The sequence below is a fragment of the Afipia dichlorophenoxyacetatis genome, assembly GCF_055386385.1.
Genome location: NZ_AP029250.1, coordinates 5,827,904 through 5,852,651, shown reverse-complemented (window position 1 = coordinate 5,852,651; position 24,748 = coordinate 5,827,904). Strand labels below are relative to the sequence as shown.

The window sequence follows — 24,748 nt, the reverse complement described above, 5'->3', positions numbered from 1 at the left end:
TCGACCGGCGTTTTTTTATCTACGAAAGAATGCTCGAATTAGCGGGCGGTCGACCAGCGGCTATCGAACGAACTCGATGAAACCGGAGGCTGGGCGCCAGCGATAGATTGCTGTGCTGGTGGGGCCGCGGCGGGAGTCGGTTCCGGGAAGACACCCTTGGCTTGCGCCTGCTGCGTCTTGTCGAGCGAGATCACCCGCGGTTCAGCAGCCTTTTGCTCGGCGGGCTTGGCCTGCGCGACCGATTTCGCCTTCTGGCTGACGGGCTTAGCCGCCTTCGGCGCTACGGCGGCGACCGTCGTCGGCTGCGGCGGAGGATCCGATTTCAAGCCGACGGATCGCGACAAGCGGCTCAGGAAGCCTTCGCCTGAGGACGATGAAGACGACGTCGTATTTGTGGCGTTGGTGTCCGGCGCGGGCGTCGTAACCGCAACCATCGGCTCGCTGTTCGATGATGACGTTGCCCCAAACACTGGTGCTTCCGGCGCCGCTGGAATGGTGGCATGCGAGGGAATGGTTCCTGGTGCGGGCAGATAGGATGCAACCGCATAGTCGGTCACGTCCTTGTCGATAGCAGCTTGGCCTTCAGGCAGTTTCGACGCGAAAATCGGATGCATGCCGCCGTCGATACCGGCGCGGGATCGCGCAACCGGGGTGCCGCGGCTGATGAACTGCGCGATCTTCGCATCATCCTGCTGCTGCTTTTCACGCACAGCGTCGGCAATGTCCTGCGGAATTTCATAGGCCGGACACTGAGCCGACGCGTTGAACGTCAAAGGCTTGGTGGAATTCGCCGGCTTTTGTGCATCGAAGACGTACTTCTTCTCGCAGAAATCGACCTTCGGCTCCTGCTTCGTCACTTCGAAGTGGTCGTTGCCTTCCTTGATCATCTTCCAGAACGGCATGTTCGGGTTGTTCCGATACTTTGCCATGTTCTGTGCGTTCATGCGGAAAGGATAGGCCTGCACCTGAAATGCGCTCTGGCCGCCGAAGAAGGACTCGCGGCCCAGTGCGTAGATTTCGGAAATCTGCTCGTCGGTCATGGCGTAGCAGCCGCGCGAAGAGCAGTCGCCGTGCACCATCAACTGCGAGCCGGTCCGTCCCCATGCTTTGTCATAGGCATTGGGGTAGCCCATGTTGAACGACAGGTAATACGCCGACTGCGGATTCATCTGCGCAGGCGTGATCGAGTAGAAACCTTCCGGCGCCTGGCGGTCGCCTTCCTTGACCTTCGGACCAAGGTCACCCGACCAGCGGCAGATCGGATAAGTTTTCAGCAGCGCGAAGTGGCCTGTGCGGTCCTGCTTCCAGACTTCGAGCTCGGCTTCCTGCTTGAACAGGCGCACCAGCATGGGTGAGCCCTTGTCCATGTTCTTGGCTTCAATATCAGCCAGCAATTTTTCCGGGATCGGCTTGGTTGCTTTTGCGGTCGGCGAAATGGCGTCGCCGTTGCAGCCTGACAGCAACACGCTTGCAGCAAGCACAGCCGATGTGGCGAGCGCGCGCATCTTCGTGCGGTCGGTCAATGCAAAAACTGGCAATCCCCAACTCCAGACTAATCTAGCATCCCCGCCGCGAAAGTTTTCCCCGGCAAAATGGCATCCTGTAGGCCGTAGAAGAACTCATCCACTTCAATCGGCTGCGCCTGTTTTCATTGTGAAGGCAGAGTGACCCTGACGATGAGAAAAGCGCGGAATTTATTGAACAATCATTATCCTTAAGGGCTGCCGCTCGCAAGCTGAACGGCTTGCCGGGACGGGCTCGGCGCCAGGATGGTCAACGGCGCGTAAACAGGGATTGCGCGCGAAATGCCCAGAAAAAGCCACAAATGGCGACGGAGCGGTAATCAGACGAGCTTGCGTCCGATCTCAAGGAACTTCTGACGTCGCTGGTTGCGGATCGCCTTCGCATCAAGGTTGCGCATGTCGTTGAACGCCTGCGCAATGGCGTCGCCGGTCTTGGCGATCATGCCCTCCGGATCGCGGTGGGCACCGCCGGGCGGCTCCTTCAAAATTGTGTCAATCACACCAAAGCGGGCGAGATCCTGCGCTGTAATCTTGAGATTGGTCGCCGCTTCCTGCGCTTTCCCAGCGTCGCGCCACAAAATCGAAGCGGCACCTTCGGGTGAAATAACGCTGTAGACCGCGTGTTCCAGCATCAGGACGCGATTTGCGGTTGCAATTGCGATGGCGCCGCCGGAACCACCTTCGCCGATAATCACCGCGACATTCGGGACACCAAGACTGAGGCAAGCGTCAGTAGAGCGTGCAATCGCTTCCGCCTGTCCGCGCTCTTCGGCGCCAATGCCCGGATATGCACCCGCCGTATCCACCAGAGACAGCACGGGAATACCGAAGCGATCGGCCATTTCCATCAGCCGCACGGCCTTGCGGTAGCCTTCAGGCTTGGCCATGCCGAAATTGTGTTTCAGCCGGGTCTCAGTGGTCGAGCCCTTTTCCTGGCCGATGACGCAAATGCTTTCGCCGCGAAAACGTCCGAAGCCGCCGATCAACGCTTCGTCGTCACCGAACTTACGGTCCCCGGCGAGCGGGGTGAATTCGGTGATCAGTGACTTGATGTAGTCGACGCAGTGGGGTCGCAGCGGGTGACGCGCGACCTGCGTTTTCTGCCACGGCGTCAAGTTGGTATAGAGCTCGTGCAGTGCCTGTGTCGCTTTTTCCTCGATACGCGACACCTCTTCGCTGATGTCGCTGCCGCTCGCGGCGAGCGCGCGCAATTCGTCGACCTTGGAATCAAGTTCGGCGACGGGTTTTTCAAAATCGAGATAGCTGCGCATCAGGTCCGGCATGTGAGAGATACATAAGGTCTAACGCGCTTCCAGCGAAGGGCGGATATAACGTGTCCTTGAATGCTTGTTGGCGTCTTTCAAGTCAAGAAGGGGGCACAAGTCAAGCTCCGGCTCAAAACATCCTGATATTACTAATTTTTTAGAACTATTTGTCGGCTAATGGGTGCAGGTCGCGGACCAGGCTCTTGAGTCTTTCCTCGACAATATGGGTGTAGATCTGCGTCGTGGAAATATCGGTGTGTCCGAGCAGCGTCTGTACGATGCGGAGATCCGCCCCATTGTGCAGAAGATGGCTTGCAAAGGCATGACGCAGGACGTGGGGGCTGACGAGGCGCGGCGCGATGCCTGCGCTAGCGGCGAGCTCCTTGAGGTCGCGGGCAAAATGTTGGCGCGTCAGGTGTCCGCTTTCGCCAGACGAGGGAAAAAGCCATTTTGACGCCGGCAGCGCTTTCTTCTTTTGCTCCGGGCGGCTTGCGTCCATCGCGGCGAGATAATCTGCCATCGCCTGCTTCGAGGCATCGTTGAGTGGCACCAGCCGCTCCTTGTTCCCTTTGCCACGGACCACGATCATGCGCGCGTCGCGCCGCGCCGCCGACAGCGGCAGCGACACCAGCTCGGAAACGCGCAAACCCGTGGCGTAAAGAACTTCAAGCAGGCACGAGAGCCGCAGCGCGCGAATGCGTTGCAAGGAAGATTGGTCTGGCGTTTGCGCGAGCGTTCGCGCGTGTGTGAGCAGGCGATCCACATCTGCAATCGAAAGCACTTTAGGAAGGCTGCGGCCGCGCTTCGGGCCGGACAGAATCGCCGCCGGATCGTCCTCACGCGCCCGTTCGTTCAAAAGAAATTTAAACAGATGGCGCATCGAGGACAATTTGCGCGCCACACTCGACGACTTGAAGCCGCGGGTATCGAGATCGGCCAAGTAGTCGCGCAGGACTTGCGTGTCGGCGATGAGGAAAGTTTTTTTCCGGTGCGCGATGAACTCTGAAAGATCTTCGAGATCGGAGCGATAGGCCTGCAGGGTGTTGTCGCCCGCGCCTTGCTCAGCAGCGAGCATGTCGAGAAACAGGGAGATCAGCCGGGCGTCAGAAGATTTGTCGAGCCGCATAGCGGTCCCGTTTATTGTTTGAGAAATTTATCGGGGGTGATGGTGACAGTCATCTCGCGCGGCTTGGGGTTGACGAAATTGGCCAGCGCAAAAATGCCGCCATAGATCAGCCCGCCGAGCACTGCGACGACGGTCAGGAAGCGGAACAGGCTGGGCATCGAACTTTGCCTCGAAGGGTGCTTGGAAAGCCTGAGTTGTGCCCGGGCCACGTGTTAACCAATGGAACGTGTCAGGCCGACCAACTACCAACATGTTCGCCGTGTTTCGGCAAGAGACTCTGGCGGGAGCCTCCGCCAGAGTAGTATAGGGTGTAGCGACGGCCGCAGTCGCGGTCACCCAGGCTCAAATGATGACCGAACCCGCGGCCAGACAGCACGACCCCACAGCCCAGGAGGCCGAAATCACAGCGGCGCTGGGCCCGCGGTCGATTGTGCTCGTCGGCATGATGGGAGCAGGGAAGTCGACCATCGGCCGCAGGCTGGCCACGCGGCTGCGGTTGCAGTTTCTGGATGCGGATCATGAGATCGAACAGCGCCATGGCGGCATGACGATCCCCGAGATTTTCGCGGAACACGGCGAGCCATATTTCCGCGACGGCGAAGCCCGCGTTATCGCCGCTTTGCTCGACGGTCCTTCCTGCGTGCTCGCCACGGGAGGCGGTGCCTTCATGCGGGAGGAAACCCGCAATCGTATCCGTGCGAAGTCCGTTTCAGTCTGGCTGCAGGCCGACGGCGATGTCATCCTGCGCAGGGTCAAGCGGCGCGCCGATCGTCCCTTGCTGCAGACGGCGGATCCTGCGGCGACGATTGAGCGACTGATCATCGAGCGCAGTCCGTTTTATCAACTGGCGGACATCGCCATCGCATCCCGCGATGTGCCACACGAAAAGATTGTCGACGAGTGCGTTGACGCCATTCATGCTTATCTGTTGTCCGGCAGCACAGCTTCATCTTCTGCGAATAAAGCCCCATGACCGTGTCCATGAGAAATTCCAGCCCGGTGACAGTCGATGTCGCCCTCGGCGATCGAGCGTATGACATCGTGATCGGCCGCGACGTGCTGCCGTCGCTCGGCCACCGCATCAAAGAGCTGCGCCCCGGCGTCCGTGTGGCCATCGTGACCGATCGCACGGTGGCAGGTCATTGGCTCAACAAGACCGAAGCTGCGTTGGCGGAGGCGGGCGTAGCCTCGTCGCATTTCGTTGTTGGCGAGGGCGAGGCTTCCAAAAGTTATGCAGTCTTGCAGGATGTCTGCGAGGCGCTGATTGCCGCGAAGATCGAGCGCAACGATCTGGTGATTGCGCTGGGTGGTGGTGTGATCGGCGATCTGGCCGGTTTTGCCGCCGCCATCGTCCGGCGCGGCGTCGATTTCGTCCAGGTTCCGACTTCCCTGCTGGCGCAAGTGGATTCATCCGTCGGGGGCAAGACCGGCATCAACTCGCCTCATGGCAAAAATCTCGTGGGCTCTTTTCATCAGCCTGTTCTTGTTGTGGCTGATACGGCGGTGCTGGACACGCTGACGCCGCGCCAGTTTCGCGCGGGCTATGCGGAAGTTGCCAAATACGGCGTGCTTGGGGACGAAGCCTTCTTCACGTGGCTGGAGGCAAATCACGCAGACCTCTTTTCCGGCGGCAGTGCGCGGGAGCATGCGATTGCCACGAGCTGCCGCGCGAAGGCGGCAATCGTCGCGCGCGACGAGCGCGAGAACGGTGAGCGTGCGCTGCTCAATCTTGGTCACACCTTCGGCCACGCACTTGAGGCGGCGACGGGCTTTTCTGACCGGCTGTTTCATGGCGAGGGCGTTTCCGTTGGCATGGTGCTTGCCGCTGAATTCTCGGCGGAAATGAATATGATCCCTGCTGCGGACGCGGAGCGCGTGCAACGTCACCTTGCTGTTGTCGGCCTGCCGACGAGATTGCAGGACATTGCGGGCTTCCAACAGGAAGGTCTTGCCGACGCAGATACCCTGATGGCGCTGATGGCGCAGGACAAGAAAGTGAAGCGCGGACAGCTTACTTTCATTCTGCTCGAAAAGATCGGCAAGGCTGTCATCGCCAACGACGTGGACCCGTCTACCGTTCGCGAATTCCTGGTGCGCAAGCTCGCTTCTTAACGAGGTCGATGAAATCGCCATGTACTGGTTCTCGTTCGGCGTCGTGATCGGGTGTTTGCTGATTTCAGCTTTCTTTTCGGCGAGCGAGACCGCGCTGACCGCATCATCGCGATCGAGCATGCTGCGGCTGCAGAAGCAGGGCAGCCACGAGGCTGGCATCGTCGCCTACCTTCTCAATATCCGCGAGCGCATGATTGGTGCGCTGCTGGTGGGCAACAACCTGGCCAATATTGGTGCCTCTGCGCTTGCGACCGGCGTGTTCACGGCCTGGTTTGGCGAAGTCGGCGTGCTTTACGCCACGGCCGTCATGTCGGTGCTGGTGATTATCTTCGCCGAGGTGCTGCCGAAGACCATAGCGATCAATGCACCGGACCGCATGTCGCTCCTGGTTGCGCGGCCGATGACGTTGGTGGTCGCGGTGTTGGGTCCGGTTCTCACCGTCATCGAGGTCATCATTCGTGGGCTGCTCAAGTTGCTGCGAATTCCTGTCGGCGCCAATCAGCCGATCCTGTCGCCGACGGAACGGTTGCGTGGCGCGGTCGATCTCATTCACCATGAAGGCGGCGTCGAGAAGCACGATCGCGACATGCTGGGAGGCCTCCTCGATCTGAAGGATCTTCAGGTCTCGGATGTCATGGTCCACCGTACCGAGATGGTGATGATCAATGCCGATCTGCCGTCGGAAGAGCTTGTTCGTGAGGTGCTGGCGACCGAGTACACCCGCATCCCGTTGTGGCGCGAGAAGCCTGAAAATATTGTCGGCGTCCTGCATGCCAAGGATCTCCTGCGCGCCATTCAGTTGGCCGAAGGCGATATTTCCAAGGTTGATGTCGTTGGGATCGCGCTGGAGCCATGGTTCGTGCCGGAGATGCGGCCGCTTTCCGAGCAGCTGAAGGCCTTCCGCCGCCGCAAAACCCACTTTGCTCTGGTGGTCGACGAGTACGGAGAGGTCGAGGGGCTGGTGACGCTCGAAGACATTCTCGAGGAAATCGTCGGCGACATCTCAGACGAGCACGATGTGGCGGTCGCCGGCGTGCGCGCCCAGCCGGACGGTTCGGTGTTCGTTGAAGGCTCGGTGCCGATCCGCGATCTCAATCGCGCGATGGACTGGAATTTGCCGGATGAGGAAGCCACGACCATTGCGGGCCTGGTGATCCATGAGGCGCGTTCAATTCCTGACCGCGGGCAGAGCTTCACGTTCCATGGATTCCGGTTCCGCGTGCTTCGGCGCGAGCGCAATCGCATCACTGCGCTGCGAATCGTACCGCTGCCGCGCGAGACTGAAACGTTCCAAAAAGTGCCGAAGGCCGGAACGGCGTTCTAGTGTCCCGAATCCAAAGTTCGCTGGAGGACTCGCAGGAAAAACCGGGCGAACTTCTGAACCACCACACGAGAGGTCTGGGCGTCAGACTTTGTTGTCGCCAGGGGCGTGAGCCTTGATCGCCAGGGCATGAACCGAGCCGGAAAGCTCGGGCGCCAGCAGCGCATTTATCATACGATGACGGTCGATCCGGCTCTTCCCTTCGAAGGCCTTTGATACAATATGTACCCGGAAGTGCGTTTCACCGCCGGGCCTGTGACCGGCGTGGCCCTCATGCAAATGGGACTCGTCAATCACGTCGAGGCTTTCGGGAATGAAAGCTTCGTTCAACTTATTTGTGATAATATCTTTGGTCGTCATGATCCGCGCAATATCGTCACTTATCTGTATTCGTCAATGGCGCGCAGAGTGAACCGAAAATTGGGACGCTAATTCGCGTGTCAAGACTTGAAGCTTTCAGCAAGGCATCGTCATAGTCAGCCATGACCTTCGAATCGAAATACTTCGACAAGATCCGCATCAAACCCACCGCGAAGCAGAAGCAACCGCGCGTGAAGGAAGATGTGGCCATGTGTGAATGGCCAGAGTGCAAGAACACTGCGCCTCATCGCGCGCCGAAAGGTCGCGGTAAGGAGAAGGAGTACTGGCATTTCTGCCTGAACCATGTGCGGGAATACAATCAGTCCTATAATTTCTTCCAGGGCATGTCGAACGAAGCGGTCGCCAGCTATCAGAAAGACGCGCTGACCGGACATCGGCCGACATGGAAGATGGGGGCCAACGGCGCCACCAAGGGCAAGAAGGGCAAGGCCGATCTCGATATCGATAGCGCGGTCGATCCTTTCAGTGTGTTCAGCGAAATGAACGGCCGCAACCGCTGGCAGCCCGGTTCCGGCTCAACGTCCGAACCAAAGCCGGAAACGCGAAAGATCTTCAATGCCGAGCGCAAGGCACTGCAGGTCATGGGTCTGGGTCCGGAGGCGACGCTCGAGGACGTGAAAACCAAATACAAGCTGTTGGTGAAGCAGCATCATCCGGATGCCAATGGCGGTGACCGTTCCACCGAGGATCGGTTGATTGAGATCATCCAAGCTTACAACTACCTGAAGACGGTGGTGCGCACCTGATAGCTCGGGTGCCTCGCGACATCTGAAAAACCGAGACGGTGATCTATCTGGCCGAAGTATCGGTTGGCAGGGCTTTGTTGTGCTGTCTCTTGCGCCAGCAGAACAGCGCCCAGCCGAGGCAGCCGATGGCGATGATCCCGCTCACCAGCGGCAACGCATAATGTTCGGCCTTGGCGCCCCATTGCTCAGCGGCCGAGCCGGCCAGAACGCCAGGCAGGATCATGGCCGGTGCCCAGAGCAACACCGCCGGAACCATGGCTGCAAAAAAGCGCGGCGCGCTCATACCGAGGGAGCCCGCAATAATGGGCACGACGGCCCGTACCGGCGGGACAAAACGGGCGAAAAACACCGCAAACGTCCCGTAGCGATGAAAGAACGTCTCGCTCTGCGAGACGACGGCAGGATATTTCGATAGTGGCCACGTGGTCAGAACCTCACGTTCGGCGTGGCGGCCCAGCCAGTAGGCCAGCCCATCTCCGAGCAGGGCGCCGGCGATGGCTGCCGTCAGGATTGGTGCAAGTTTCAGGTTGCCACTTGGCACCAGCGCGCTCAGCGCCACGATGACGGTAGAGCCCGGAACCAGCGACCCGGCGACGGGCACGGCTTCCAGCAGCGCGGCCAGAAATATAACGGCGTAGGCCCACGAGGCATGGGCTGAAACGAGGCCGATCAGGTCCTGAAGATATGAATTCACGCGTAATCCGGTGCTGACGGCTGTGAAAGCCGATTCGATCAGCTTAGCCGAAAATGGCTCCTCAGAAGGCTGATCTGGCCTGCGCGTCATGCACAGGGCAGCTCTTCCAAACTGGCAATGACGGTTTATCTGGATGATAATACAGTGGAACTTTCAATGGGAAGCGGGCTTCTGCCATTCGCTTCTCTCTGCTACGTTGGAAAAATAGCACCCACCCCGCAGCAAGCACGTCTGGTTTCGGGAGCATCCGGGACCACGGAGGATTGATGACCGCCGCCATGACCACATCGCAGGAACCCGCAAATCTCCCCGACATGAAAGTGTCGGTTCGTCAGGTCTTCGGCATCGACAGCGATCTTGAAGTGCCCGCCTATTCGAACACCGACCCGCATGTGCCGGAAGCCGATACGGACTACCGTTTCGATCGCGCGACCACGCTTGCCATTCTCGCCGGCTTCTCGCGTAACCGCCGCGTCATGGTCACGGGCTATCACGGCACCGGCAAGTCGACCCACATCGAGCAGGTCGCCGCGCGCCTGAATTGGCCTTGCGTACGCGTCAACCTCGACAGCCACATCAGCCGTATCGATCTCGTTGGCAAAGATTCGATCGTCGTGCGTGACGGCAAGCAGGTCACTGAGTTCCGCGATGGCATTCTGCCATGGGCACTCCAGCACAATGTCGCGTTGGTATTTGACGAATACGATGCCGGCCGTCCGGACGTGATGTTCGTGATCCAGCGCGTGCTCGAAGTGTCCGGTCGTCTGACGCTGCTCGACCAGAACAAGGTCATCAAGCCGCATCCAGCGTTCCGCCTGTTTGCGACTGCCAATACCATTGGTCTTGGCGACACGTCGGGCCTCTATCACGGCACGCAGCAGATCAACCAGGGCCAGATGGATCGCTGGTCGATCGTCACCACGCTGAATTACCTGCCGCATGACAACGAAGTCGAGATCGTGCTCGCCAAGGCGAAGCACTATCAGACTGATGCCGGCCGCGACATCGTCAACAAGATGGTCCGCCTCGCGGACCTGACGCGCAACGCTTTCGCCAACGGCGACCTGTCGACGGTGATGAGCCCGCGCACGGTCATCACTTGGGCCGAAAACGCCGATATCTTCGGCGATATCGGTTTCGCCTTCCGCGTGACCTTCTTGAACAAGTGCGATGAGCTTGAACGCCCGCTGGTTGCTGAATTCTATCAGCGTTGCTTCAACGCGGAGCTGCCGGAGTCATCGGTAAATGTCGCGTTGAGCTAAGGATGAACTTCTCCCCGCTGGGGAGAGGTGGCGAGCGAAGCAAGTTGGGTGAGGGGCTTCGTGTTCCGTCTTCCGCATTACTCTCTCACCCCGCCCCTCTCCTCGGAGTGGGGCGAGGGAATAGGGCGCGATGAGCACATCCAATATTAAATTCAAGACTGGCTCCAAGGAATCACCGACCGAGCCGTTCAAGCGGGCGGTGACGTCCGCTTTGCGGGCCATCGCCAAGCAGCCCGAACTGGAAGTGACGTTTGCGGCCGAGCGCCCGGGACTTTCGCCCGGCAAGGCGCGGCTGCCCGAGCCCGCGCGCAAACTGACGCGGAAAGATGCCGCGATTGTGCGTGGTCACGCCGACTCCATCGCGTTGCGCCTCGCCTGTCATGATCCGAAAGTTCACCGCAAGTTGGCGCCGGGCAATCCGCAGGCGCGCGGCGTGTTCGATGCTGTCGAGCAGGCACGCGTGGAGGCGATCGGCTCGCGACGCATGGCCGGTGTCGCCAAGAACCTCACGGCAATGCTCGATGATCATTTTCATCGCGGTAAATACGACGAGATTACCGATCGCGCTGATGCGCCGTTGGCCGATGCGCTGGCGATGCTGGTGCGCGAGCGTTTGACTGGTCTCGCGCCGCCGGCTGCGGCCCGCAAGATGGTCGACCTTTGGCGGCCGACGCTTGAGGACAAGATTGGCGCGCGCCTCGATCAGTTGAGCAGCTTCACCGAGGATCAGGCTCGGTTCGGCGATGCCATCCATGATCTGCTCGAGGCGCTGGAGCTCGTCAACGACAGCAATGCCGAACAGGATGAGGACGACAATCAGGACGACAACCGCGAGGGTGAAAAAGACCAGTCCGGCGCGGACGGTTCACCGGAGAGCGATTCTTCAGAGGAAATGAGCGCCGAGCAGGCGCAGTCATCCACCGAGGAAATGTCCGAAAACGCGATGGAGAGCGCGCAGGCATCCGCCAGCGATACGTTCGATGATGCCGATCTTGGTGAAGACGAAACGCCGGGCGAGGCTCAGCGCCCACAGAATCGCGGTGCCAACGAGCCGCGGGGACCTGAGTATCACGCGTTTGCGCCAAAATTCGACGAGGTCGTCTCAGCCGAGGATCTTTGCGAGCCCGACGAATTGGAGCGCCTGCGCAGCTATCTCGATAAGCAGCTGGCGCACCTGCAGCACATCGTGGCGCGGCTGGCTAATCGTCTGCAGCGAAAGCTGATGGCGCAGCAGAATCGCGCCTGGGAATTCGATCTCGAAGAGGGAATTCTCGACCCGGCGCGGCTCTCGCGCGTCGTCACCGATCCATATCACCCGCTATCCTTCATGCATGAGAAGGAGGCGACGTTCCGCGACACGGTGGTGACGTTGCTGCTCGACAATTCGGGCTCGATGCGCGGGCGGCCGATCACGGTCGCGGCAACCTGTGCCGATATCCTGGCGCGAACGCTGGAGCGTTGCGGCGTCAAGGTCGAGATTCTCGGCTTCACGACGCGGGCGTGGAAGGGCGGCCAGTCGCGCGAAGCGTGGCTCGCCGCAGGCAAGCCGGCCAATCCGGGCCGTCTCAACGATCTGCGGCACATCATCTACAAGTCGGCGGATGCACCGTGGCGCCGTGCGCGCAAGAATCTCGGCTTGATGATGCGCGAAGGCCTGCTCAAGGAAAACATCGATGGTGAGGCGCTCGATTGGGCGCATAAGCGCCTTCTCGGCCGTTCCGAGCAGCGCAAGATCCTGATGATGATTTCCGATGGTGCGCCGGTCGACGATTCAACGCTGTCAGTCAATCCGGGCAACTATCTCGAGCGGCATCTGCGTCACGTCATCGAGGAGATCGAGACCCGGTCACCGGTCGAACTGATTGCCATCGGCATCGGTCACGATGTCACGCGCTACTATCGCCGCGCTGTGACGATCGTGGATGCTGAGGAGCTTGGCGGCGCTATTACCGAGAAGCTCGCCGAGCTGTTCAGCGAAACGCATGTCGAAACTCCAGCCCCATCGCGGCGGCGCAAACTGCACTCCTGACAGATGGCCATAAACCTCAGCCGCCGTCGGTTACTCTTGAACGCCGCGGCGGCGCTTCCCGCAGGTGCCGGTCCTTTCGCGCCGCTGCAGGCCTTCGCGCAAGACGTGAAGAGTGATGGTCCTGTTCCTCTGGAGGTGAATGCGCGCAAGATCGAGCATTTCGATCCTCGTGATGCGTCGCATGTTCGTTATGGCGCGCTCGAGTTTCGCAGCGGACTTGTGCTGACATCCTCGTTTCGAGGCTTCGGCGGGCTGTCTGCATTGCGGCTCGACAAAAAGGGCGAGCGATTTATTTCTCTCAGCGACAAGGCGAACTGGTTTACGGGGCGGCTCACTTACCAAGGTAAGGCGCTGTCGGGCCTTGCCGACGTGAAGTCTGCACCGATCCTGGGCAGCGACGGCAGGAAGATTACCCAGCGCGGATGGTTTGATACGGAGTCGCTCGCGTTTGATGGGACGACAGCCTATGTCGGTCTTGAACGCGTCAATCAGATCCTGCGGTTTGATTTCGGCAGGGACGGCGTCCGGGCTCGGGGCGAGCCGATCTCGCTACCAGCCGGGATCGAGAAGTTGCCCTTCAACAAGGGACTTGAGACGCTGGTCTTTGTGCCGAAGGGGCAGCCGCTCGCAGGGACCTTGGTTGCGATCTCCGAGCGAGGTCTTGATCCCGCGGGAAATATTCTAGGTTTCCTCATCGGCGGGCCTGCGCCAGGGCAATTCTCGGTCAAACGGACGAAAAATTTTGACATTAGCGACGCCACGTTACTTCCGTCAGGTGACCTGCTGTTGCTCGAAAGAAAATTTTCGGTGATGGAGGGCGTCGGTATCCGTATCCGCCGTGTCGCCGCCGGCTCTATCGCTCCCGACGCGGTGATCGACGGTGCAACGATATTCGAAGTCGATCTCGGCTATGAGATCGACAACATGGAAGGCATCGACACCCATGTCGCGGAGAATGGCGACACGGTGGTGACCATGATTTCCGACGACAACTTTTCCATGATTCAGCGGACGCTGCTGCTGCAGTTCACGCTGGTGGAAGAGTGAGTTCGTTCTTCCGTGAAGGCATCAAGCAACGAAAAAAGGCCGGGTGGAAAGCCCGGCCTGAATCATCTTTGAAAGAAGCTGAGCTTAGCTGGCTACAGCGAGCTTCTTCTTTTCGATCTGGCGCTTCAGCTCAACAGCCTTCGGCGACAGCTCGGCGACATTCGCCTTGAGCAGGAAGGCATCGAGACCGCCGCGGTGATCGACGCTCTTCAGCGCGTTTGCCGACACACGCAGGCGCACAGTGCGTTCCAGCGTGTCCGAGATCAGCGTGACGTTGCACAGGTTCGGCAGAAACCTGCGCTTGGTCTTGCGGTTCGAGTGGCTGACTTTGTGGCCAACCTGAGCGCCCTTGGCGGTCAATTCGCAGCGCCGAGACATGGCGAAAATCCTCTGTCATCCCCGGAGCCGACCTGTTTAAAAGGAGCTCGCGTGGGGGTTTAAAAGTTGTCCATTTTCAGGAACCGCGGACGTATAAGGGCCCAGCCGCCCAGCGTCAAGGTGAGAGCGCTGTTCTGGCCATCGAATCAGGACGATTTTCGTCAAAAGCAGTTCGGCCTGGAACGCGATTTCCCTCGCTAATACAGGGATTTCTCCAACATATAAACGACGTAATCCCCCACAAAATGAAGACGACAGGGATTTCAAAGAAACTCGCGCAAGATTCGCGGGGCGGCTTTCCCGGCGGGATTTTGCCGGATATTTCAGTCGGTCGACGCGTCGTTGCGCAACAGGATTCTCCATCGGTGGATATGCCCCGTTTATTTATGCCGCGCCGCCCGCTTGGCGCCATGGCGCATGCTTTTAGCGCGCTGTTCACCTTCGCAGCATTTGGACTTCTGGCCGCTCCCGCGGTGGCCCAGGGTCGGCTGGACGCGAAATACGAGGCTTCTCTCGCTGGGATCACCATCGGCAAAGGCGGCTGGATCGTCGATGTTGCCGACGATCAGTATGCCGCGGCCGTCAGCGGCGCCACTACCGGCCTGATGAAGTCAATTGGCGGTGGCAGCGGAACCGGCACGAGCCAAGGCCGGATCGTCAACGGCCAACTGTCGCCGCTGAGCTATCTGTCGACCATCAACTACGGCAAAAAGGCCGAGATTATCCGTATCGTCCTGGCTGCCGGCAGCGTGAAGGAAACGTCGATCGAGCCTGAGCCGCCGGTGACGCCTGACCGGATCCCGGTCACTGATGCTCAACGCCGCAATGTCTTTGACCCGATGACCGGTTCGCTGCTGCGTGTGGCCGGGACAGGCGATCCGCTGACCCCTGAGGCCTGCCGGAGGACGATCCCGGTGTTCGACGGCCGTATGCGCTACGATCTCAGCCTTGATTACAAGCGTATGGAGATGGTCAAGGCCGAAAAGGGCTACAAAGGTCCTGCAGTGGTGTGTGCAGTTTATTTCACGCCGATCGCGGGCTACGTGCCGGATCGTGCCTCCATCAAATACGTGGCCGCTCAGCGCGGCATGGAAATCTGGTTCGCGCCGATCGCAGGAACGCGCGTCCTTGTTCCATTCAAGATCGTGATCCCGACCCCAATCGGCACTGGGGTAATCGAGGCGACGGAATTCATTTCGGTCCAAAAAACTGCAAGGACGAACTAGCAGATTCCGGTTCTGAATCATGTTGACTCTTCGGCCAATCCGATTCGACTCCGGCATTAAGAGATTCACCGCAAAGCCGACTGCCTATGGGATGCGTCAGGACTTGATGTAGTGCCGCTAAAGGATAAGGTGCGCGACATATTGCGGTGAACGAAGCCGAACATCATAGGAGTCAGCGATTCGGGCTTCTTTCGTTCCGGACTCGTTCCATATCTTAAGGCGCAGCGTCAAAAACGTTGCATTGTGAGACACTTCCAGAAGCTTGCTGCGGCGTTCCGCGTCGTGTGCGTTGTGCGGACCCGTCCTAATGTCCCTGTCCACTTCAGTGCCGTTGTTTGTAAATGACCGGGCCCCCGGTGCCGGCGTCACCGCGGTCCTTGGCCCCACCAACACCGGCAAGACCCATCTCGCGATCGAGCGGATGCTGGCGCATTCGTCCGGTATCATCGGCTTGCCGCTGCGCCTGCTGGCGCGTGAGGTTTACAACAAGCTTGTCGCGCGTGCGGGTGTTGAAGCGGTCGCCCTCATCACCGGTGAGGAAAAGATCAAGCCGCCCAGGCCGCGTTTCTGGGTGTCCACGGTCGAGGCGATGCCGCGGGATATCGACGTGTCGTTTCTCGCGGTCGACGAAATCCAAATCGCGGCCGATCTCGAGCGCGGCCACGTTTTTACCGACAAGATCCTGAATCGGCGCGGGCGCGATGAAACGCTATTGCTCGGCGCGGCTACCATGCGGCCGATCATCGAGCGATTGTTGCCGGGGGCAAACATCGTCACCCGGCCGCGCCTGTCGCAGCTTGAATTCGCCGGCGACCGCAAAATCACGCGCCAGCCCCGCCGTACCGCGATCGTCGCATTTTCTGCCGACGAAGTTTATGCGATCGCCGAGCTGATCCGGCGCCAGCATGGCGGTGCTGCAGTGGTGCTGGGTTCGCTGTCCCCGCGGACTCGAAATGCCCAGGTTGAGCTGTTTCAATCCGGCGATGTCGATTACCTCGTCGCCACCGACGCGGTCGGCATGGGGCTCAATCTCGATGTCGACCATGTCGCCTTCGCATCTGACCGCAAATATGATGGCTATCAGTTTCGGCGCCTGAATCCGGCGGAATTTGCCCAAATTGCGGGCCGCGCCGGCCGTGCGACGCGCAATGGCACCTTCGGTACCACAGGGCGGTGTGCGCCATTCGAGCCCGAGCTGATCAATGCGCTGCAGAACCACACGTTTGACAACGTGAAAATGCTCCAGTGGCGAAATTCGAAGCTCGATTTCTCGTCGCTCGGGGCGCTGCAGGTCTCGCTGTCGCTGACGCCCAGCCACGAAGCGCTGAGCCGTGCGCCGATCGCAGAAGACATCCGGGTGCTCGACCATGCCGCCCGCGACGAGGACGTGCGCGACCTGGCGCGAACCCCTGGGGCAGTGGAACGCCTGTGGGATGCCTGCCTCGTTCCAGATTATAGAAAGCTGTCACCTGCCGCTCACGCTGAACTGGTAACGACCTTGTTCGGGTTTTTGATGCGGAAGGGCAAAATCCCGGATGACTGGTTTGCCGCCCAGATCGCGCAAACCGACCGAACCGACGGGGATATCGACACATTATCGGCCCGAATTGCCCAGATACGAACCTGGACATTCGCCGCAAATCGCCCGGATTGGCTGGCGGACCCTGAACATTGGCAGGGAATTGCACGCGGCGTCGAAGATAAATTGTCAGATGCACTGCATGAAAAGCTAACTGAGCGTTTCGTTGACCGCCGGACCAGTGTATTGATGCGCCGCTTGCGGGAAAACACGATGCTGAACACTGAGATTGGTAAGACCGGCGAAGTCATTGTAGAGGGCCATGTGATCGGCCGCCTCGACGGGTTCATGTTTGCGCCTGAGTCTGCCGAAGCCGGATCCGATGCCAAGGCCTTGCAGGCGACAGCGCTTAAGGCGCTGGCCGGCGAGATCGATGCACGCGCCGAAAAATTGTCCAATGCGCCGGATGAACAGTTTGTGCTGGCATCCGATGGAACGTTGCGCTGGACCGGCGATGCTGTTGCCAAGCTCGTCGCTGCTGACAGCACACTCAATCCGCGTATTCGCATTATCGCGGATGAGCGGCTGACAGGAGCGGCCCGCGACGGTGTGCAGAACCGTCTCGACCTCTGGCTCAAGACACATATCGAAAAAATCTTGGGACCGTTGTTCGAACTGTCGAAAGCGGAAGACATTACCGGCATCGCACGCGGTATTGCATTCCAGCTTGTCGAAGCTCTCGGTGTTCTGGAGCGTCCCAAGATTGCCGCCGAGATGAAAGATCTCGATCAGCCGTCACGTGCCTCGCTGCGCAAGTACGGTGTGCGTTTTGGCGCGTATCACATCTTCCTGCCGAATTTGCTGAAGCCTGCTGCGCGCGGCCTGGCGTCCCTGTTGTGGGCCTTGAAGCACGACAACACCGATTGGTCGGCATTGACCGGTGCACAGCACCTTGCGTCGAGTGGACGCACGTCGTTTCCCGCCGACAAGGCGCTCAATCAGGAAGCCTATCGGACGCTCGGCTACAAGCTTTGCGGTGAACGCGCCGTCCGTGTCGATATTCTTGAACGGCTTGCTGATCTGATCCGGCCGGCACTGTCGTGGCGCCCTGGTTCATCGGGTGAAAAGCCTGCCGGCGCATTTGATGGGCGTTCGTTCACCGCCACTCAAGCGATGACTTCATTGACCGGATCGGCGGGCGAAGATTTCGCGTCGATCTTGCGGGCATTGGGGTACCGCATGGAGAAGCGGCCGCCGCTGCCGGTTGTTGCTCCGCCTGCGGAAGCAACTGCCACTGAGGCTGCGCCTGCCGAATCTACAGCCGCGGAAGCCTCGAATGACGCTGCTGTTGCATCGGAAGCGATTGCTTCCGAGGCTGGCGCTGTAGCTGCGACCGAGGAAAGCGCGGCTGTTACCGACGAGACTGAAGTCCCGGTTGAGGCGCCTGTTGAAACCACGGCTTCCCGCTTGCCGGGCGTGGATTTCGCCCCAGCGTCAGAGCTGGCTGCCGAAGAGCCTGTAACAGAGCCTGTGGTTGTTGAAGTTTCGACCGAGCCCACGGCAGCAACACCCGAAGCCGCGGCCTCTGAGCCGACGGCTGAAGCTGCCGCTCCGGTCGCTGAACCAGCATCTGAAAAGGCTGTTGACGCGACAGCTGCGGCTGAACCCGAACTGGTTGAAGTTTGGCGGCCAGGCGGGCGCTCCGAGGAACGCCGTCCGCGCCACGATCGCAGCCGATACAAGGGGCCGGACAAGTCTGCCGCGGCACCTGCCGCTGATGAGCCTGCCGGCGGCGCTGACGACAAGCGTGAGCGCCACGGCCGTCATCGTCGGCGAGACCGGCTGAACGACAACTATCGTCCGCGTAGCGATGCGCCGGCGGCAGCTTCTCCGCAGAACAACGAAGCTGCACAGGCGCGTGCCCCGCGTGATGACAAGGGTGGCCGTCCGCCGCGTGAGCACTTCAAGGATCGGAATCAGGACAGAGGCAAGGGCAAGTTCGACAAGGGTAAGGGCGGACGTGATGGTCGTAAGGACGATCGCGGAGGGGGCTCCCATCGGACCTACGCCACCAGCGCGCCGCCGCGTGAACGCGACCGGCCGGCTGATCCGAATTCGCCTTTTGCAAAATTGGCGGCGCTCAAGGAGCAGCTTGCCGGTAATCGGAAGGAATAATTTCGGAGTTGGAACGTCAGCGCGTCGATCGATGGCTGTGGCACGCACGGGTCGTCAGAACCCGTTCAGACGCTGCGGCATTGGTCGCGAAGGGGCATGTCCGGATCAACGGCACGCGCGAGAAATCGCCGGGCCATGGGGTTAAGATCGGTGACGTGCTCACCGTCGCGCTTGATGCCCGTGTTCGTATCTTGAAAGTCATCGGATTTGCGGAGCGACGGGGTGATGCGGCTTCCGTCCATGCGCTCTGCGCAGATTTGCAATTGCCGGAAGAGTAACTAATTGCCCATAAATACGAGCTTTAGTTCCTTGCAGCGCCGGACATCCTGCGCTACCCCACACATGAAAATGATACCCGTCCGGAGCATTGGATGACGTACGTCGTCACTGAAAACTGCATCAAGTGCAAATACATGGATTGCGTGGAAGTATGTCCCGTGGATTGTTTCTACGAGGGCGAAAACATGCTCGTAATTCATCCGGACGAGTGCATCGACTGCGGTGTCTGCGAACCTGAATGTCCGGCCGACGCGATTAAGCCTGACACCGAGCCAGCGCTCGAAAAGTGGCTTGAGGTGAATGCCGAGCACGCCAAGTCGTGGCCCAACATCACTCAGAAAAAGGATGCGCCCGCTGACGCGAAGGAATTCGACGGCGTCGAAGGCAAATTTGAAAAATACTTTTCCCCAAATCCGGGGGCGGGCGACTGACTTAATCTCTCATCGTTAGGCTTCCTGCGTCGAAGCCTTAACCTTACCCGGCGATGGGTGCCGGGTTAACCACCTCCGATTTGTCGGAGGGGGCATAAATCATTGATTTTTGCGGGAAATGTGCTATTATTGGCACATTAGTCGAGCTGGATCCCTTTTGTCCCCGGTTTGGGCCCTGATGGGTTCCCCCGAAAAACCATTGAACAGGGGCGTGGCGGTTTCCACGCATAGGCGCTGTGTCAGACAAATCGCGTCATAAAAAGAACTCTAAGCCAAAGGACAAGGCTTCCAAGGACAAGGGCTTGAAGAAGACGACGGCTGCCGGTCGCAGCGCGTCAAAGAAGGATGCGCGCGCGTCCGCCCAACACTCAAAAAACAAAAGAAGCACGATGCCAACCAAAAAGACTGCTACTGCAAAAGCGCCTGCCAAAGCTCCTGTGAAGGCTGGTGCGAAGACTGTCGCTAAGACTCCCGTTGCCAAGGCTGCTCCAGTGAAGACCGCCGCCAGCAAGCCCGCTCCGGCTGCTGCGCCGCGCGTGGAAGAGCCGAAGAAGGTTCTGACCCAGCGTCAGGGATTCAAGACCAACGAGTACGTGGTGTATCCGGCGCATGGTGTCGGCCAGATTCTTGCGATTGAAGAGCAGGAAATTGCGGGCGCGAAGCTCGAGCTGTTCGTCATCAATTTCATCAAAGACAAAATGACGCTGCGCGTCCCGACCGCGAAGGTCGCCAACGTTGGCATGCGCAAGCTCTCCGATCCTGCTCTGGTCAAGCGCGCTCTGGAGACCCTCAAGGGCCGTGCACGCATCAAGCGCACTATGTGGTCTCGCCGTGCGCAGGAATACGAAGCGAAGATCAATTCGGGTGACATCGTCGCGATCGCGGAAGTCGTGCGCGATCTTTTCCGTTCGGAATCGCAGCCTGAGCAGTCATACAGCGAACGTCAGCTTTATGAAGCAGCGCTCGATCGCCTGTCGCGCGAAATCGCGGTCGTTCAGCATGTGACCGAAACCGAAGCCGTCAAGGAAATCGAGTCGAATCTCGCCAAGAGCCCGCGTCGCGGAGCCAAGGCCGAGGCTGATGTCGCCGCCGATATGGCAGGTGAAGACTCAGATGACGGCGATGATGATGGTGATGACGACTCGCTCTCCGCTGACGAAGCAGCCTGAGCACATCGCTTCTCGCGTTTTATAACAAAGCCCGGTCGTATGACCGGGCTTTTTGTTTGTCTCACTAGTTGTCTGTCTTACTCGGTGTGGATGCCTGCGCGGCTAAAGCGTTTTCGAGCGAATTGGCTCTAGTCCACGACGATCTTGACGCGATCACGCGGCTTCAGTGCCGCGACGCGGGTGTCCAGTCCATTCAGGACCCGGAAGCGTTCGGTCGGATGATCGACACCGGCCATGCGGTGTGACAGCGATTCAACGGTATCGCCGGGCTGCACGGTGATGACCTTGATGCGCAGCGGCCGCGCGGCCTGGATCTCCGCCAGCGTCAAGCGCCTGAACGAATTGACCGTGTCGCGGAAGCCTTTGTCGGCATCTTGCGACTTCTGCTTGGTTGCGAAAATGAAGCGATAGACGTCGCTGCCGAAGCGAAGCGCATAGATTCTGAATTGCCACTGGTCGCCGCTGGCGGTGGCTGTGGCGGCAGGAAAGCCGTTGATCGACATATCGCTTGTGGAGCTCTTGTCGACGTTTTCCATCCAGCCTGAATTCAGGTAATCGCCCAGCGTCTGCTCGGAAGGCACGCGCACCACATCGAAGCGCATGGCCTGCGTGCCGCCTTCGCGAACGCCGACAACCGCTTGCGCGGTATTTTCAAGCGTGAAGCCATCCGGCACCTGGAATGTGAATCCAAGTTTGGGATGCAGAAAGCGTCGCCCGCGCACAAAGCCTTCGCTGGGATCTTCGCCATAAACGAGGTTGTCGATCGCCGAGAGATAAGTCTCCCGATCTCGTTCGTCGTTTTCGGGAGAGGCATACTGCCGTGCGTTGGCTTGCGCGTTCTGGACGCGCTCAGGCGTTGCCGGGTGCGATGAGAGAAAATCCATCGAGCGCGGATCGGCTGGCGCACGGCCAGCTTTCAGCGCCGCATTGCGTTCCATTGCGGTCAGAAAACGCGACGCTCCATAAGGATCGAATTTGGCTCGTGCCGCAATGCCAACGCCGATGCCATCGGCTTCGAATTCCTGAGCGCGCGAGAAGCTCGCCATTGTCAGCTTGCTCTTGGCGAGTGCCAGGGCGGTCATGTCTGGATCGTTACCCATGTCGGCGACAACGCGTGTAACGACTGCGGCTTGCTTTGCTTGATCTTCGCGGATCGCGGCGTGCTTGGCGAGAACATGCGCCATCTCATGCGCCAAGACAGATGACAATTCGGATGTGTCACTGGCGAGTGCGATTAAGCCGCGCGTGACGTACAATTGTCCTGTCGGCAACGCGAATGCGTTCACAGCACCCGAATTGAGAATAGTGACCTTGTAGGTGAGGTCGGGGCGGTCCGAGGCCGCCACGAGGCGGTCGACGGTCTTGGTGATCAGCGCCTCGAGTTTTGGGTCGTCGTAAGCGCCACCATAAGACGAGAGGATGCGTTCATGCTCGCGTTCGGTTGCCGCCGTCGACGTCGCAGGTTTATTTGGCTTGGACGATGTCTGTGCTGGTTTGGGAGCGGCAACCTGAAAGCGCCCCATATCGCCGCAGGCGCCAAGTGACAACGACGCGCACAGAACGGCCGCCGCGAAAACGCGGCTCTGCGTCCCTGTCAGTTGTCGACCCACAAACGTCATCAAGCCGTTACTTGCCTTCTTCTGTCGGCACGCGATTTGTCGCGATGCCCGTTGCTGGGATCAATTCGATCTGGCTCGGACGGACCATTTCCATCCGTGGTCCGCCATGTTTTTCCACCCAGCCTCGAACCCGAATTCGCTTGTTTACCAAGGATTTCAGATCAAGCCCCGCATTTTCGAAGGAGGGCATCATGCGCCGTGAAATTGTCACGGCAAAGTCCGTAGTCCACCGCCGCCCAAAATTGACATAAAATGTCGCACCCGCCTGTCGTGCAGACAGAACCTTGCCCTCCACGACGAGGAATCGCCCAATCCCGGTCAAAATATCGCCGGGTCTTTCCGCGTTTTTTAAGGCAGCGGAACTGGCCCAAAGCCCCCTCCGCTCCGTCCGGGCGGTATTTTCGGCGTCCAGGAGTTCCCGGGAACAGTCCTGGTCAGATGCAGGCGGGTAGGCGATCGCGGCCCCTTGCCGCAGGAGTTCGGCCTGAACCAAGAGTGGTGGGCTGCGCAAGGAGACGAAAGCGCGCTGGCGTCCATAGCGATCGGGCTGGTCATCCTCGCCGGACAAGCTGACATCGCGACCGACGATCAGCGATGCCAGCGCCTCTGTCGCATTCGCCGTGCCCTCCGGCGATGGTTCGATGCCAGCCAGCCGCACCTCTCGCCCGTCGTCGAGCCGGAAAGTTGTCGCGTTGATGACATTGACGACATGCCCTTCGCCTTGCGCTGCTGCAGAGCAAGCCGCTTGAAGTCTGTCGCTGAAGACTGTGAGCAGTGTCACACAAGTGCATGCTGCAATAGCGAGCGTGTTGCGCCAAGAAGATGTCATGCTGCTCCGCATGGCATGAGACATGTCATTCACTGAAATATGGAGAGCTAATTTCGATCTGCGAAACTTGTTGTCCTTTATGAATGCGAGTCAAGCCATCTCGAATGCAACAACAGCCGTTTGCTTGCTCGGGATCGAGCGTTGCTGCATGATCGCGCGCATCAGTCTTTGCATGACAGATGACCGAACACGGAGACGACTTTGAAGATTTCGAAGACAATTTTTGGTGGCCTCATTTCATCAGCCGTCGTGCTGTGCGCGAGTGCGGCGATGGCCCAGAGCAAGCCGCCGCTGAAGCTCGGTGCAATTCTCGATATGTCCGGCCTTTATGCCGACATTACAGGGATTGGCAGCGAAACGGCTGCCAAGATGGCGGTGGAGGATTTCGGTGGTGAGGTGCTAGGCCGCAAAGTGGAGGTCATCACAGCCGATCACCTGAACAAGGCCGACAACGCGGCCAACATCGCGCGCGACATGTTCGACAATCAAGGCGTCGAAGCGATCATGGATGTCGCGGCCTCCGCAACAGCGCTCGCCGTCAATGAGATCGCAAAGGCCCGTAACAAGATCCTCATGCTCAGCGGTCCAGGCGCGGTTCGTGTGACCAATGAAGCCTGCGGTCCTTACACCGTGCACTACAACTTCGACACGTTCGCTCAGGCGAACTCGACCGGTATGGCCGCGGTGAAGGCTGGTCTTGATACCTGGTTCTTCCTGCAGGCAGACTACGCCTTTGGGCAGGATCTCGAAAAGGACACGTCCACGGTCGTGACCAAGATGGGCGGCAAGGTGCTTGGCACAGTCAAGCACCCGCTGAACACGTCCGACTTCTCGTCCTTCCTGCTGCAGGCGCAATCGTCCAAGGCAAAGGTCATCGGCCTCGCGAACGCCGGCGGCGACACGATCAACGCCATCAAGCAGGCGGCCGAATTTGGCCTGATGAAGGGCGGGCAGAAGATCTCTCCGCTGCTGGCCTTCATCACCGACATCGACAGCATCGGCCTCGAAACCGCGCAAGGGCTGGTGCTGGCGGAAGGATTCTACTGGGACATGAACGACGAGACCCGGGCGTTTTCAAAACGCTTCATGGCAAGGGTCAACCATGCGCCGACATCCGCGCAGGCTGGCATCTATTCGTCTGTGTTGGTCTATCTCAATGCGGTGAAGACGGCGGGAACAACCGATTCCGCAGCCGTGATGAAAGTCATGAAGTCGACACCGATCAACGACATGTTTGCGAAGAACGGCAAGATCCGCGAAGACGGCCGCATGATCCATGACATGTATCTATTCGAGGTCAAGAAGCCCTCTGAGTCGAAGGCGCGTTGGGACGATTACAAGCTGCTTGCGACGGTGCCGGGCGATCAGGCGTTCCAGCCGCTTGAAGCGTCGCGTTGTCCGTTGATCAAGAAATGAGATGAAGAGCCGGTCTCGCGCATGATGCAATCGAGCATGACGGGGTCGCAATAACGTCAATATCGCCGGCCCGAAATTGTGAGCATGCTCACAATTCGGGCCGGCTTTCTTTTGCTGGTGGTGCCGCAAGAACAACAAGCTGCTGTCTGGGAGAAAAGTGGTCTCGCGACAGCATCAACTCCCTCATCAACGAGGACCGAC

22 protein-coding genes are annotated in these 24,748 nt (G+C 59.4%); 13 read left to right on the top strand and 9 right to left on the bottom strand.

Annotated elements, in window-relative coordinates:
- Nucleotides 1–38: 38 nt before the first annotated feature.
- From ACZ5C3_RS27415 to ACZ5C3_RS27400, 4 genes are all read right to left on the bottom strand, one after another.
- Nucleotides 39–1,523 (bottom strand): L,D-transpeptidase family protein, encoded by a 1,485-nt coding sequence (locus tag ACZ5C3_RS27415; protein WP_464044804.1) that lies wholly within the window; start codon nucleotides 1,521–1,523, stop codon nucleotides 39–41.
- 320 nt (nucleotides 1,524–1,843) lie between these two features.
- Nucleotides 1,844–2,806 carry an acetyl-CoA carboxylase carboxyltransferase subunit alpha gene (locus ACZ5C3_RS27410; RefSeq protein WP_464044397.1) on the bottom strand — a complete coding sequence of 321 codons (963 nt, stop codon included), beginning with the start codon at nucleotides 2,804–2,806 and terminating at the stop codon, nucleotides 1,844–1,846.
- 145 nt (nucleotides 2,807–2,951) lie between these two features.
- On the bottom strand, nucleotides 2,952–3,914 hold the full coding sequence (gene xerD / locus ACZ5C3_RS27405) for a site-specific tyrosine recombinase XerD (RefSeq protein ID WP_464034233.1): 963 nt from the start codon (nucleotides 3,912–3,914) through the stop codon (nucleotides 2,952–2,954).
- A gap of 11 nt (nucleotides 3,915–3,925) precedes the next feature.
- On the bottom strand, nucleotides 3,926–4,072 hold the full coding sequence (locus ACZ5C3_RS27400; protein ID WP_424628547.1) for a histidine kinase: 147 nt from the start codon (nucleotides 4,070–4,072) through the stop codon (nucleotides 3,926–3,928).
- 191 nt (nucleotides 4,073–4,263) lie between these two features.
- Here ACZ5C3_RS27400 and ACZ5C3_RS27395 point away from each other — a divergent pair, with 191 nt between their 5' ends.
- From ACZ5C3_RS27395 to ACZ5C3_RS27385, 3 genes are read left to right on the top strand one after another with little or no spacing between them, the layout of a single operon-like run.
- Nucleotides 4,264–4,887 carry a shikimate kinase gene (locus ACZ5C3_RS27395; RefSeq protein WP_464034232.1) on the top strand — a complete coding sequence of 208 codons (624 nt, stop codon included), beginning with the start codon at nucleotides 4,264–4,266 and terminating at the stop codon, nucleotides 4,885–4,887.
- A gap of 8 nt (nucleotides 4,888–4,895) precedes the next feature.
- Nucleotides 4,896–6,026 carry a 3-dehydroquinate synthase gene (aroB, locus tag ACZ5C3_RS27390; RefSeq protein ID WP_464044396.1) on the top strand — a complete coding sequence of 377 codons (1,131 nt, stop codon included), beginning with the start codon at nucleotides 4,896–4,898 and terminating at the stop codon, nucleotides 6,024–6,026.
- 19 nt (nucleotides 6,027–6,045) lie between these two features.
- Nucleotides 6,046–7,350, top strand: a complete 1,305-nt coding sequence (locus tag ACZ5C3_RS27385) for an HlyC/CorC family transporter (protein ID WP_464034231.1) — start codon at nucleotides 6,046–6,048, stop codon at nucleotides 7,348–7,350.
- Between the two features lie 81 nt (nucleotides 7,351–7,431).
- Here ACZ5C3_RS27385 and ACZ5C3_RS27380 read toward each other — a convergent pair whose 3' ends face one another.
- Nucleotides 7,432–7,707: a BolA family protein gene (locus tag ACZ5C3_RS27380; protein ID WP_464034230.1), complete on the bottom strand. Its 276-nt coding sequence runs from the start codon at nucleotides 7,705–7,707 to the stop codon at nucleotides 7,432–7,434.
- Between the two features lie 122 nt (nucleotides 7,708–7,829).
- Between ACZ5C3_RS27380 and ACZ5C3_RS27375 the strand changes: the two genes are divergently transcribed.
- Nucleotides 7,830–8,474 carry a J domain-containing protein gene (locus tag ACZ5C3_RS27375; protein WP_464034229.1) on the top strand — a complete coding sequence of 215 codons (645 nt, stop codon included), beginning with the start codon at nucleotides 7,830–7,832 and terminating at the stop codon, nucleotides 8,472–8,474.
- A 43-nt stretch (nucleotides 8,475–8,517) separates the two neighbouring features.
- Here the strand turns inward: ACZ5C3_RS27375 and ACZ5C3_RS27370 are convergent, their stop codons facing one another.
- Nucleotides 8,518–9,168, bottom strand: coding sequence for a DedA family protein (locus tag ACZ5C3_RS27370; protein ID WP_464034228.1), 651 nt, complete (start codon nucleotides 9,166–9,168; stop codon nucleotides 8,518–8,520).
- Nucleotides 9,169–9,434: 266 nt separating this feature from the next.
- Here ACZ5C3_RS27370 and cobS point away from each other — a divergent pair, with 266 nt between their 5' ends.
- The 3 genes from cobS to ACZ5C3_RS27355 all read left to right on the top strand — a co-directional run bounded on the left by cobS (nucleotide 9,435) and on the right by ACZ5C3_RS27355 (nucleotide 13,506).
- Nucleotides 9,435–10,430, top strand: coding sequence for a cobaltochelatase subunit CobS (gene cobS, locus ACZ5C3_RS27365; protein WP_464034227.1), 996 nt, complete (start codon nucleotides 9,435–9,437; stop codon nucleotides 10,428–10,430).
- Nucleotides 10,431–10,560: 130 nt separating this feature from the next.
- Complete coding sequence (cobT, locus tag ACZ5C3_RS27360) at nucleotides 10,561–12,459, top strand: cobaltochelatase subunit CobT (RefSeq protein WP_464034226.1); 1,899 nt, start codon at nucleotides 10,561–10,563, stop codon at nucleotides 12,457–12,459.
- A 3-nt stretch (nucleotides 12,460–12,462) separates the two neighbouring features.
- Nucleotides 12,463–13,506: an esterase-like activity of phytase family protein gene (locus tag ACZ5C3_RS27355; RefSeq protein ID WP_464034225.1), complete on the top strand. Its 1,044-nt coding sequence runs from the start codon at nucleotides 12,463–12,465 to the stop codon at nucleotides 13,504–13,506.
- An 84-nt stretch (nucleotides 13,507–13,590) separates the two neighbouring features.
- Here ACZ5C3_RS27355 and rpmB read toward each other — a convergent pair whose 3' ends face one another.
- Nucleotides 13,591–13,884: a 50S ribosomal protein L28 gene (gene rpmB, locus ACZ5C3_RS27350; RefSeq protein ID WP_464034224.1), complete on the bottom strand. Its 294-nt coding sequence runs from the start codon at nucleotides 13,882–13,884 to the stop codon at nucleotides 13,591–13,593.
- A 410-nt stretch (nucleotides 13,885–14,294) separates the two neighbouring features.
- Here rpmB and ACZ5C3_RS27345 point away from each other — a divergent pair, with 410 nt between their 5' ends.
- From ACZ5C3_RS27345 to ACZ5C3_RS27325, 5 genes are all read left to right on the top strand, one after another.
- Nucleotides 14,295–15,110, top strand: coding sequence for a DUF3108 domain-containing protein (locus tag ACZ5C3_RS27345; RefSeq protein WP_464038447.1), 816 nt, complete (start codon nucleotides 14,295–14,297; stop codon nucleotides 15,108–15,110).
- A gap of 307 nt (nucleotides 15,111–15,417) precedes the next feature.
- Nucleotides 15,418–18,804 carry a helicase-related protein gene (locus ACZ5C3_RS27340; protein WP_464044395.1) on the top strand — a complete coding sequence of 1,129 codons (3,387 nt, stop codon included), beginning with the start codon at nucleotides 15,418–15,420 and terminating at the stop codon, nucleotides 18,802–18,804.
- 8 nt (nucleotides 18,805–18,812) lie between these two features.
- On the top strand, nucleotides 18,813–19,082 hold the full coding sequence (locus ACZ5C3_RS27335; RefSeq protein WP_464034222.1) for an RNA-binding S4 domain-containing protein: 270 nt from the start codon (nucleotides 18,813–18,815) through the stop codon (nucleotides 19,080–19,082).
- 93 nt (nucleotides 19,083–19,175) lie between these two features.
- Entirely contained in the window at nucleotides 19,176–19,514 is a 339-nt protein-coding gene (fdxA, locus tag ACZ5C3_RS27330) for a ferredoxin FdxA (protein ID WP_464034221.1), read from the top strand.
- A 389-nt stretch (nucleotides 19,515–19,903) separates the two neighbouring features.
- A complete protein-coding gene (locus ACZ5C3_RS27325) occupies nucleotides 19,904–20,683 on the top strand; it encodes a CarD family transcriptional regulator (protein ID WP_464044394.1) in 780 nt (259 codons plus the stop codon).
- A 128-nt stretch (nucleotides 20,684–20,811) separates the two neighbouring features.
- On the opposite strand, the gene ACZ5C3_RS27320 is transcribed toward ACZ5C3_RS27325, so the two are convergent.
- Complete coding sequence (locus ACZ5C3_RS27320) at nucleotides 20,812–22,302, bottom strand: M48 family metalloprotease (RefSeq protein WP_464034219.1); 1,491 nt, start codon at nucleotides 22,300–22,302, stop codon at nucleotides 20,812–20,814.
- 7 nt (nucleotides 22,303–22,309) lie between these two features.
- Nucleotides 22,310–22,960, bottom strand: a complete 651-nt coding sequence (locus ACZ5C3_RS27315; RefSeq protein ID WP_464034218.1) for a thermonuclease family protein — start codon at nucleotides 22,958–22,960, stop codon at nucleotides 22,310–22,312.
- 441 nt (nucleotides 22,961–23,401) lie between these two features.
- Here ACZ5C3_RS27315 and ACZ5C3_RS27310 point away from each other — a divergent pair, with 441 nt between their 5' ends.
- On the top strand, nucleotides 23,402–24,547 hold the full coding sequence (locus ACZ5C3_RS27310) for an ABC transporter substrate-binding protein (protein WP_464038446.1): 1,146 nt from the start codon (nucleotides 23,402–23,404) through the stop codon (nucleotides 24,545–24,547).
- Nucleotides 24,548–24,748: the final 201 nt, after the last annotated feature.